The organism is Mesorhizobium sp. M7A.F.Ca.AU.002.02.1.1, assembly GCF_003998535.1.
Classification (GTDB): domain Bacteria; phylum Pseudomonadota; class Alphaproteobacteria; order Rhizobiales; family Rhizobiaceae; genus Mesorhizobium; species Mesorhizobium ciceri.
In genome coordinates this window covers 1-9,612 of record NZ_RZPB01000163.1, presented here as the reverse complement: position 1 = coordinate 9,612, position 9,612 = coordinate 1, and the positions used below count along the sequence as shown (strand labels likewise).

At 60.3% G+C, this 9,612-nt stretch carries 9 protein-coding genes, 1 tRNA gene and 1 pseudogene; 6 read left to right on the top strand and 5 right to left on the bottom strand.

From position 1 onward, the window contains the following. A pseudogene (locus EN879_RS12845) lies at window positions 1-594 on the bottom strand (phosphomannomutase/phosphoglucomutase); the annotation flags it as partial. 201 nt (window positions 595-795) lie between these two features. Between EN879_RS12845 and EN879_RS12840 the strand changes: the two are divergent. The 5 genes from EN879_RS12840 to EN879_RS12820 all read left to right on the top strand — a co-directional run bounded on the left by EN879_RS12840 (window position 796) and on the right by EN879_RS12820 (window position 3,139). After that, window positions 796-872, top strand: a tRNA-Pro gene (locus EN879_RS12840). 538 nt (window positions 873-1,410) lie between these two features. Then, a complete protein-coding gene (locus EN879_RS12835) occupies window positions 1,411-1,701 on the top strand; it encodes a hypothetical protein (RefSeq protein ID WP_013532685.1) in 291 nt (96 codons plus the stop codon). A gap of 207 nt (window positions 1,702-1,908) precedes the next feature. Next, window positions 1,909-2,124: a hypothetical protein gene (locus tag EN879_RS12830; protein WP_024503705.1), complete on the top strand. Its 216-nt coding sequence runs from the start codon at window positions 1,909-1,911 to the stop codon at window positions 2,122-2,124. Between the two features lie 6 nt (window positions 2,125-2,130). Continuing rightward, window positions 2,131-2,571: a hypothetical protein gene (locus EN879_RS38960; RefSeq protein ID WP_063167694.1), complete on the top strand. Its 441-nt coding sequence runs from the start codon at window positions 2,131-2,133 to the stop codon at window positions 2,569-2,571. 223 nt (window positions 2,572-2,794) lie between these two features. Then, window positions 2,795-3,139 carry a hypothetical protein gene (locus tag EN879_RS12820; protein ID WP_013532688.1) on the top strand — a complete coding sequence of 115 codons (345 nt, stop codon included), beginning with the start codon at window positions 2,795-2,797 and terminating at the stop codon, window positions 3,137-3,139. 33 nt (window positions 3,140-3,172) lie between these two features. Here the strand turns inward: EN879_RS12820 and EN879_RS12815 are convergent, their stop codons facing one another. The 4 genes from EN879_RS12815 to EN879_RS12800 all read right to left on the bottom strand — a co-directional run bounded on the left by EN879_RS12815 (window position 3,173) and on the right by EN879_RS12800 (window position 8,637). Further along, window positions 3,173-4,792, bottom strand: coding sequence for an ABC transporter ATP-binding protein (locus EN879_RS12815; RefSeq protein ID WP_013532689.1), 1,620 nt, complete (start codon window positions 4,790-4,792; stop codon window positions 3,173-3,175). A 47-nt stretch (window positions 4,793-4,839) separates the two neighbouring features. Beyond that, entirely contained in the window at window positions 4,840-5,964 is a 1,125-nt protein-coding gene (locus tag EN879_RS12810) for an ABC transporter permease subunit (RefSeq protein ID WP_013532690.1), read from the bottom strand. Then, on the bottom strand, window positions 5,957-6,880 hold the full coding sequence (locus EN879_RS12805; RefSeq protein WP_013532691.1) for an ABC transporter permease subunit: 924 nt from the start codon (window positions 6,878-6,880) through the stop codon (window positions 5,957-5,959). The genes EN879_RS12810 and EN879_RS12805 overlap by 8 nt, the downstream gene beginning before the upstream one ends. 164 nt (window positions 6,881-7,044) lie before the next feature. Beyond that, window positions 7,045-8,637, bottom strand: coding sequence for a peptide ABC transporter substrate-binding protein (locus EN879_RS12800; protein WP_013532692.1), 1,593 nt, complete (start codon window positions 8,635-8,637; stop codon window positions 7,045-7,047). A gap of 412 nt (window positions 8,638-9,049) precedes the next feature. Between EN879_RS12800 and EN879_RS12795 the strand changes: the two genes are divergently transcribed. After that, on the top strand, window positions 9,050-9,463 hold the full coding sequence (locus EN879_RS12795) for a TadE/TadG family type IV pilus assembly protein (protein WP_174299092.1): 414 nt from the start codon (window positions 9,050-9,052) through the stop codon (window positions 9,461-9,463). Window positions 9,464-9,612: the final 149 nt, after the last annotated feature.

Here is a 9,612-nt window from a genome sequence, read left to right as displayed (position 1 = left end):
CTTGAGCTTTTTCGAGATGCGCTTGCCCCGGGTCAGATCGTCGAGATACGTTTCGCGAAAATTGGGAACGAAATCATAAGACCCGCCGCCGACAAGGTCGAAGTCGCCGGCCAGTACAATCTGCTTCAGCGCGCTCATCTCTTCCGGCCCGAAAGTCAGCGGCCGCGCCGCGCCCATCTTGACCCCGGTCCAGCCATTCTCGTTATGCGAGGCGGTGACCATAGCGACCGAAGGCACGTCCAGTGCGAACTGGGCGAAATAGGCCATCGGCGACAACGCCAGTCCGATGTCCCTCACCCGAGCGCCTGCAGCCATCAAACCGGACACCAGCGCCAGCTTGATGCCAAGCGAATAGGAGCGGAAATCATGCCCGGTGACGATATCGGGACCGGCACCGACACGGCGGATCAGCGTGCCAAGCCCCATTCCGAGCGCCTGGACGCCATTCAGATTGAGCTCCGGCAGTTGCGCGGAGCCGGGATGGCCAAACCACCAGCGCGCATCATATTCTCGAAAGCCGGATGGCTTGATCAGCGCTTCGGTTTCGAACTCGAAACTGTTGGGCCGGGCGTCGCCAACGATGCTGAAGGACAAGACTGGAAAACTCCGAGTGGCGGAAATTACGAGTTGTCGAGGACTGCGGCTTAGCACAGAAGGCTTTAAGCCACGTTTATCCCAGGAGGGAATCCGAGCCTTTCGGGCTATGCTCGACGAAAGCCGATGAAATGCGACAGAAGTGCTGCCATGCCGCTTGCAGGAACGAAGTGTGGCGGCTATAAGCCCGCGGTCTGGTCACGGAGTGTAGCGCAGCCTGGTAGCGCACCTCGTTCGGGACGAGGGGGTCGCAGGTTCAAATCCTGCCACTCCGACCAGAAAAAACAAAGAGTTAGCGCATCCCGACTTCGGCGCTCCACCTGCCCCTCAAGCGAGATTACTCGCGTCTCCCCGCCGGCCGACAGCGATGCCTGTTGCACTGGACAGCAACCAGACGGTCAACCGGCCGCTTTATGCCTTCATACGTGCGCTCGCGGACAGATTCCGGAAAACATCTCAACTGGCACGCGCGTCCGGCTAGCGGAGGCCAAAAAAGCTCAAGATCGCTATCACGATGACCACAGCTCCAACGAGCCAAATGATATTGTTCATGATCTCTCTCCTGTTGCCTGGGGGAAGCCCGCGCCTCTGGCGGAGAACGCGGGCCGACCAGTCTTTGCCGACTGATCCGCAGCAGACACCAAATCGTGATCCCGGCTGCGAGAAATAAAACCATCAGGCACGTCTAATGTTCCGTCGTTGACGAGATCCGGCGATGACCAGTGAACGTTCGGGCCGATGCCGGACCACCGGAACCAAAGTGATCAGGGGCAGTTAATCCAATGAAGGGCTAATTAAGAAAATGGAGAAATTGCAATGAAAACAATGATCATGTGCGCGTTGGCGATTTCCATTGGACTGCCCGTCGTGGCTTCGGCAGCCGAAGCCGATGTGGTTGTTAGAACCCATCATCGACATCACGGCAGCGTCAAGATCATCAACGAAGACGGTCAGCGCTTGCACCACCGCCGCCATGGTACTGTGGCGTTCTACGACCATGGGCGCCGGCATCATCACCGCGATACCGTTGTCGTGACAGGTTCCGTTTCCACCCATCGCCACCACCATCGGCACCATCCCGTGGTGATCGAGAACGACGGGTACTGACCACAGATCTCCGGCCCGATTCTTGAAGGAATCGGGCCACGAGAGGCCCTTTGATCATGCTTTTGGCAGCACCGTCGGCAAGACAATTGCCCCTAGCCAGACTTAGGTCTGACCCCTGCCCGACCGAAGTCCAGGTTGGAAACGCATGCGCTTGCCCCAAATTCGGGGTGGCGGGCAAAAATGATCGATGAAACCAAGAGCAGCAGCATGTCGAACCGTGAGACCAAACGATCCGATGCCCTGAGCACGCGAGTAACAGAGATCAAGGCCAGGATGCAGCAAGCCCAGATTACCGAAGACGAGATGAAGACCTTCCAGAAGGTCGCGGCCATCATGGAGGGCGGCGAGGGCCGAATCGAGGTTGACGACCTGATTGCCGCGTCATTCCTCACCGACACGCTGCTGAACAGCCCGAAGCGTTAAGCGACCATGCCGACGATTAGCAGACTTTTTGATTCCCACGCCGATGCGACGCGGGTCGCTAGCGACTTGGTGGCGGCCGGAATTCCTCGCGTACAGATCGCGATCATCGGGCCTTACAATGACGAGACAGGATCTGTTTGGGTTTCCGCTTTGGGATCGGTACTGGGCGCTGCTGCCGGCGGGTTGGCATGTCTGAGCGTCGTTGCGGCAGTTGGCATCAATCCTGTTGCTGCGAGCGTATTGCCAACAGCGGTGGCTGGCGCGGTCTGTGGCGGCGTTGCCGGCGGTCTGTTTGGAACATTCGCCCTGCACGCCATGAAGGCGGATGATCAGGACGTGGCCGAGGGCGTCGTCCTGGTGACGGCGCATGTCGATGAAAATGACGCCGAGATCGCTCAGACAGTGCTCGGCGGTCCCCCGTCGACGTTGGTGGCCGAAGCAGCTTAGGAAAGCCGCCTCGACGTCGCCGGAACCGGCACTCTCCGTTTGCCAGCGATTGAACTCCACACCCGGCAGATAGCAATTCAGACTGGGGATGTTCCTGCCGTCGGCCCGCATGGCCGAACCCTGTGGCAGGTTGCTTCGCGGCCGCATATTTTGACGAAAAGGCCCGTCGGCTCTAGGGTCGATGGACCTGATGGAATGAGTGAAACGGCGGGCCGAGTGCGACATGAATTTGAATTCAACCACAGCCCCGCCCTTGATTCTTGTGATGACGCTGGTTCTCGTCGCTGGCTGTTCATCGCTCGGCAGAACCGTCGATCCGGCGAAATACGATTCAATGACGTGCACCGACCTCAACAGTGCGATGGGAGACGTCGCCCGTGACATCTCGCAAACGGCAATCACGCGCGGCAAGGTCGCCAACACCAATGTTCCACGCTGGCTGCTCGGCGGCTCACGCGTGAAGACCGCGGTAGCCAACCGTGAAACAGCCAGGATCGACCGGCTTAAGCAGCAACAGGATGCCATTGCCGCCGTGCGAGCGCGCAAGTGCCAGAGGTCCGCGAATTGAGCGGACAGCCAACGCCTCGGTGCAGAGCCCGGTTCAGGCGCTCAGGCGAAATCGCGTCACGTCGATCGCGGCGGCCATCAGCGTCTGTGTGTAGGCGTGCTGCGGATTGCTGAAGATCGCCTCGGTCGGCCCTTCCTCGACGATCTTGCCCTGTTTCATGACGATGATGTAGTCGGCCATGGCGCGCACGACCGACAGATCGTGGCTGATGAAGAGATAGGACAATTCGTGGTCCGCCTGCAGCTTGCGCAGCAGTTCGACGATCTGTTTCTGCACAGAGCGATCGAGCGCCGAAGTCGGCTCATCCAATACCACCAGCCTGGGCTTCAGGATCATGGCGCGGGCAATGGCGATGCGCTGCCGCTGACCGCCGGAGAATTCGTGCGGGTAGCGGTTGCGGGCGTTGGGGTCGAGGCCGACCTCGCGCAAGGCCTCGACCGCGCGTTGATCACGCTGCTTGCCCGAAAGGTCAGGCTCATGCACCAGAAGTCCTTCGGTGATGACCTGGCCGACAGTCATGCGCGGCGACAACGAGCCGAACGGGTCCTGGAAGACGAGCTGCATCTGGCGCCGCAGCGGCCGCATCGCCTGCCTGTCGGCTTGGGAAATGTCGCGATCGCCGAAACGGATGAGCCCGTCACTCGGCAACAGCCGCAGCAAGGCGCGGCCAAGAGTCGATTTGCCCGAGCCGGATTCACCAACGATGCCGATGGTCTGGTTGCGCTGCAGCCGGATCGAGATGTGATCGACTGCACGCAGCATCAGCGGTTCGCCAGCAAGAAACCCGCCGCCGATCCTGAACGTCACTTCGACATTCCTGCCTTCGAGCAGCACTGGGGCGTTGGCGGGCGGCGGCGCCTTGCTGCCGGTCGGCTCGGCCGCCAGCAGCATTTTCGTGTAGGCATGCTGTGGGTTGACGAAGATGGCCTCCGCCTCCCCCTCCTCGACAACCTCGCCCTGGCGCATGACATAGACCCGATCGGCAAAGCGGCGGACGATGCCAAGATCGTGGGTGATGAAGACGATCGCCATGCCGAGCTTGCGCTGCAATTCGGCCAGAAGCATCAGGATCTGCGCCTGTATGGTCACATCGAGCGCCGTCGTCGGCTCGTCGGCGATCAATATGTCAGGGTCGTTGGCGAGAGCCATCGCGATCATCACACGCTGGCGCTGGCCACCCGACATTTCGTGCGGATAGGATTTCATCCGCCGCTCGGGATCGGGAATATGCACCAGCCGCAGCAGTTTGAGCGCTTCTTCACGCGCCTCGGCGACATTCAGGCCCCGATGCCGGCGGATCGGTTCGATCAACTGGTTGCCGATTGAATAGAGCGGATCGAGCGAAGTCATCGGCTCCTGGAAGATCATGCTGATCTTGCGGCCACGGACCTTGTTGAGCTCGGATTTGCTGAGTGTTAGAAGATTGCGGCCACGATAGTCGACGCTGCCTGTCGCTTCGCCATTCGACGCCAGCAGGCTCATCGCCGCCATCATCGTCTGGCTTTTGCCGGAGCCGGATTCGCCGACCACGGCAACGGTCTCGCCCGATTTGACATGGATGTTTATGCCCTTGACCGCCTCGACGGCGCCGTCGAGCGTGCGGAAGCGGACACGCAAATCCTTGACGCTGAGGATCGTTTCGGAAGCAGCCATCTCAGCGGTCCCCCTCTTTATCGACCCGCATCTTAGCGATCCCCATCTTAGCGATCCCTCGGGTCGAGTGCGTCGCGCAGGCCGTCGCCGACGAAGTTCAGCGCAAACAGCGTCGAGACGAGGAAGAAGGCGGGGAACAGGAGCAGCCAGTTGGCGGTGCCGATGTTCTTGGCGCCGACCGAGATCAGAACGCCCCAGCTGGTCATCGGCTCCTGCACGCCGAGGCCGAGAAACGATAGGAAGCTTTCCAGGATGATCACCTGCGGCACCAGCAGCGTCATGTAGATGACCACCGGGCCGAGCAGGTTGGGGATGACGTGGCGCAGCAGGATGCCGCGCTGGCCGACGCCCATGGCTTCCGCCGCCTGGACATATTCCTGGCGGCGGATCGACAGTGCCTGGCCGCGCACGATGCGCGCCATGTCGAGCCACAGCACGGCGCCGACGGCCAGGAACATCAGCACGAAGTTGCGGCCGAAGAACACCACCAGCATGATGACGAAGAAGATGAAGGGCAAGGAATAGAGCACGTCGACGATGCGCATCATCACCTCGTCGACCTTGCCTCCGGCAAAACCGGCAGCGGCCCCGTAGACCACGCCGATGACCACCGCCACGACGCCCGCGAGCAGGCCGATGGCCAGCGATATACGCCCGGCCATCAGCGTGCGCGACAACAGGTCCCGTCCGGTGTTGTCGGTGCCGAACAGGAAATATTGCTGCTTGATCGAGGCGCTCATCGTCACTTCGAGACCGTCCGGCGACTTGCTCTCGATCTTGGTGTCGTCAAAGGCATCGGATCGGTCAAGATAGCGGATGTTGCGATCGTCGATCGGCCTGGTCGACTTGACGGTGACGAAGACCTGGTTGCCTTCCTGCCGCCATTCCTTGATGTCGACCCGCATGCGCTTGATCGCTTCGGTGAGCGCCGTCTCGATCATGTCGGCCTTCGGATAGGCTGACAGGCTTGGCGGCATGCGCACATAGTCGGCATAGATGGTGGTGTATTGATGCGGCACGAACCACGGCCCGAACACGCTGACGACACCGATCAGGGCAAGGTAATACAGGCTGAACATGGCGGCGCGATTGGCCTTGAGCCGCGCCCAGGCATCCCCCCAGAGCGAACGGCCGATGACGGTGGGGGCGACTGTGGCCGCGATGTCAGTCATAGCGCACCCTCGGATCGACGACCGCGTACATGACGTCGACGATCAGGTTGAAGACAATGGTAAAGATGGCGATCACCACCACCGTTCCCATCACCAGCGTGTAGTCACGATTGAGCGCGGCATCGACGAAATAGCGGCCGACGCCTGGGATGGAGAAGATCGTCTCGACGATGACCGAGCCGGTCAGCAGTGCCGCCGCCGCCGGACCGGTGAAGGAGACGATCGGCAGGATGGCGCCGCGCAAAGCATGCTTGACCACCACCGACCAGTCGGACAGGCCCAGCGCGCGCGCCGTGCGGATGTGGTGGGACCGCAAGGATTCGATCATCGAGCCACGCATCAGCCGGGCGACGATGGCGATCTGCGGCAGGGCGAGCGTCAGCACCGGACCGACCTTGTTGATGAAAGCGCCATCGCCCCACCCACCGATCGGCAGCAGCCTCCAGGTCAGCCCGAACAGGAGTTGGATCACCGGCGCGATGACGAAGGTTGGGATGGTGCTGCCGGCCGTCGCCAGCGCGATCACCGTATAGTCGCCAAGCTTGTTCTGATTGAGCGCCGCAATGGTGCCGAGCACGGAACCGAGCAGCAGCGCCAGGACAAGCGCCGAGGCGCCGAGCTGGACCGAAATCGGCAGCCCCTTGGCGAACAGTTCGGTGACGGTGAAATCCGGCATGTTGTAGCTCGGGCCGAAATTGCCGCGCAACAGATTGCCGAGATAGTGGACGAATTGCAGCCAGAGCGGGTCGTTGAGGCCAAACTGGGCTTCGAGATTGGCCCTGATCTCGGGACTGAGCCCCCGCTCCTGGTTGAATGGACCGCCCGGCGCGACGCGCATCAGGAAAAACGCCATTGTCACGATGACGAACAGCGTTGGAATGGCGGTCAGAAGCCGCCGTAATACGTATCGCAGCATCGGTGCCCCGCTTGATCCAGAGCCGCGCGCGTCCAGTTGGACGGCCGCGCTCCAGCTTTCAAATCTTCGCACCGACATTTGCCGAAATCGAATTCCGGTACCCGGGCCGATGCGATGGCAAACCATCGCCACCGCGCCTGGAAGGCGCGGTGGCTTGGCCAGGGTTAGTCCTTGCTGACGAAGCGCGACGGATGCACGTCCATCACGTTGTCGACGAAGCCATGCAGCTTCGAGGAGACGATATCGTGGTAGCTGTAATAGAGGAGCGGTATCTGGCCGACGTCGTCGACCAGGATGCGTTCGGCGTCGGCCAGTTCCTTCATGCGCTGTTCGGGGTTGCCCCCGGCGGCGGCCGCCTTGTCCATGGCCGCTTCATAGGCCGGGCTGTTGTAGTCCGAATAATTGTTGCCGCTGGCCTTGCGCGAGATGCCGAGGAAGGTTTCCGGATCCTTGTAATCGGCGATCCAGGCGGCACGTGCCAGATCATAGTTGCCCTTCTGCTCGAGGAAGGAGTAGTGGGTCTTGGTGTCGGTGTTGAGCAGCGTGACGTCGACGCCAAGCGGCTTCAGCTGTTCCTGGATCGCCACCGCAGTGTTCTTGTGGTTTTCCGACGTGTTATAGCGGATTTCCATCTTCAGCGGCTTTTCGGGCGTATAGCCGAGTTTCTCGAGGATCTTCTTGGCCGCATCCTCGCGGTCGATCTGCGGCATGTCCGCATATTTGGCCATTGCCGGCGTGTAGCCTTCGATGCCGGGAGGCACCATTGAATAGCCGGGCAGCATCGAGTTCTGCCAGACTTTTTCGGCGAGGAAGTCGCGGTCGATCGCCATCGAGATGGCATTGCGCAGCTCTACATTATCCCACGGCGCCTTGTCGGTCTTGATCGCATAATAATAGGTGCCGAGATACGGTCCAACGTGGATCTGGTCGCCAAACTTGGTCTTGAGATCGGCGAGCTGTTCAGTCGGAAGGTCGTCGTAGCTGTCCAGTTCGCCTGCCTCGAAGCGCTTCATCGCCGAAGAGCGGTCCTCGGTCGGGATGTAGTTGACGACGTCGAACTTGACGGTCGCCGCATCCCAGAATTTCGGGTTCTTGACCAGCTTCATATGATCGTTGGGAACCCATTCGGCCAGCGTATAGGCGCCGTTCGAAACGAGATTGCCGGGCTTGATCCAATCGGCGCCGAGCTTTTCGATGGAGGCCTTGCTCACCGGATAGGTCGCCTGGTGGGTCAGCATCTCCAGGAAGTAGGGCGTCGGCGCCTTCAGCGTGACCTCCAGCGTATTTGCGTCAATCGCCTTGACGCCCATGTCCTCAGGCTTGCCCTTCTTGGTGTTGACGTCCTCCGCACCCTTTACCGGATACAGCATCGAGGCGTATTCGGCGCCGGTCGCCGGATCCTCCAGCCGGTGGAAGGCATAGACGAAATCGTCAGCCGTAACCGGGCTGCCATCCGACCACATGCCGTCCTTGCGCAGCTTGAACGTATAGACGGTTCCGTCGTCCGAAACCGTCCAGCTCTCGGCGGCACCAGGAATGAGATTGGCCTTCTGGTCCTGCATGACCAAGCCCTGGAACAGGTCGCGCAGGACATTGGCTTCGTAAACCGTCGAGGTCTTGTGCGGATCGACCGACTCCGATTCAGCGGCGGTGCCCCTGTTATAGACGGTCTCGGCAAAGGCCTGCGTGTAGAACGTCCCGGCGGCCAGCGTCATCGTCGTGGCGAACACAGTCGCCTTCAGCATGTTTTTCAGCATGAAGTTCTCCCTGTCGGCGCCGCCGTTGGCGCGCCTATTAAGTGTTGACGCCCTGGAGCCGATATCTGACCCCTTTGAGCGCGCCGCTGGTTCCCGTCCTGCGGCTCGTGCCCAGACACTAACGCGGAGAATTTTTATTTCAACAGACTCTCTGGGTCACCCAAAGTAAGGCGGACGAAAGCTATGGTGTGGCCGCTGAAACACCAGCCGAAACCAAAAGCTTGACTTGGTTTCTTCACCTCGACGCTATTTTTCACCGCGAATCGGGAGCCATGCCAGTTTGCCGGAATGTCTTAATGCGTTCTTAAGCAACCTGAGGTTACATTACGAGTACCTTCTATACGGTTCGAGCTTCAGACGCGCGGCGGCTATGAGTAACGGAGCAAGTAAATTGCCCAAAATCCGTCAACTAATGCGGAACTTTCAAGAAGAGCGCGGTACCTCTGCGGTTGAATTTGCCTTGCTTTCACCGATTTTCATTCTTCTTCTACTCGGAATGGTTGCATACGGTATATACTTCGGCGCCGCCAACTCGATCCAGCAGATCGCAGCGGATGCCGCCCGCACGGCAATTGCCGGGTTGAACCAGACCGAACGTCAAACGCTCGTAACCAGCTTCGTCACCAACAATGCCGGCGGATATCCCTTCGTGGATGTCAGCAAGTTGACCTACCAGGCCAACGACAGCACGGCCGATGGAAGCCAGTTCGTGGTGTCCATCCAATACGACGCCCGCAACCTGCCGATCTGGAACCTTTTCCCGGGCATAGCCATGCCCGGGACCACGATCAGGCGCCAGTCAACGATCAGGGTCGGGGGCATTTGAATGCTGCTGCATGCGTGCAATGGGATCGGTCGGCTTGCCCGGTTGATGCTGAGTGACAGGAAAGCGAACTTCACCGTCATGGCGGCATTGAGCGCGCCGGTGGCGCTGGCGCTGGCCGCAGTGGCCATCGACGAAGCCTCGATCTACAC

Coding starts and splice junctions, on each gene's coding strand:
- EN879_RS12800 (WP_013532692.1), bottom strand. CDS start 8,637: ATGCTGAAAAACATGCTGAAGGCGACTGTGTTCGCCACGACGATGACG.
- EN879_RS12795 (WP_174299092.1), top strand. CDS start 9,050: ATGCGGAACTTTCAAGAAGAGCGCGGTACCTCTGCGGTTGAATTTGCC.
- EN879_RS12820 (WP_013532688.1), top strand. CDS start 2,795: ATGAATTTGAATTCAACCACAGCCCCGCCCTTGATTCTTGTGATGACG.
- EN879_RS12810 (WP_013532690.1), bottom strand. CDS start 5,964: ATGACTGACATCGCGGCCACAGTCGCCCCCACCGTCATCGGCCGTTCG.
- EN879_RS12830 (WP_024503705.1), top strand. CDS start 1,909: ATGTCGAACCGTGAGACCAAACGATCCGATGCCCTGAGCACGCGAGTA.
- EN879_RS12815 (WP_013532689.1), bottom strand. CDS start 4,792: ATGGCTGCTTCCGAAACGATCCTCAGCGTCAAGGATTTGCGTGTCCGC.
- EN879_RS12805 (WP_013532691.1), bottom strand. CDS start 6,880: ATGCTGCGATACGTATTACGGCGGCTTCTGACCGCCATTCCAACGCTG.
- EN879_RS38960 (WP_063167694.1), top strand. CDS start 2,131: ATGCCGACGATTAGCAGACTTTTTGATTCCCACGCCGATGCGACGCGG.
- EN879_RS12835 (WP_013532685.1), top strand. CDS start 1,411: ATGAAAACAATGATCATGTGCGCGTTGGCGATTTCCATTGGACTGCCC.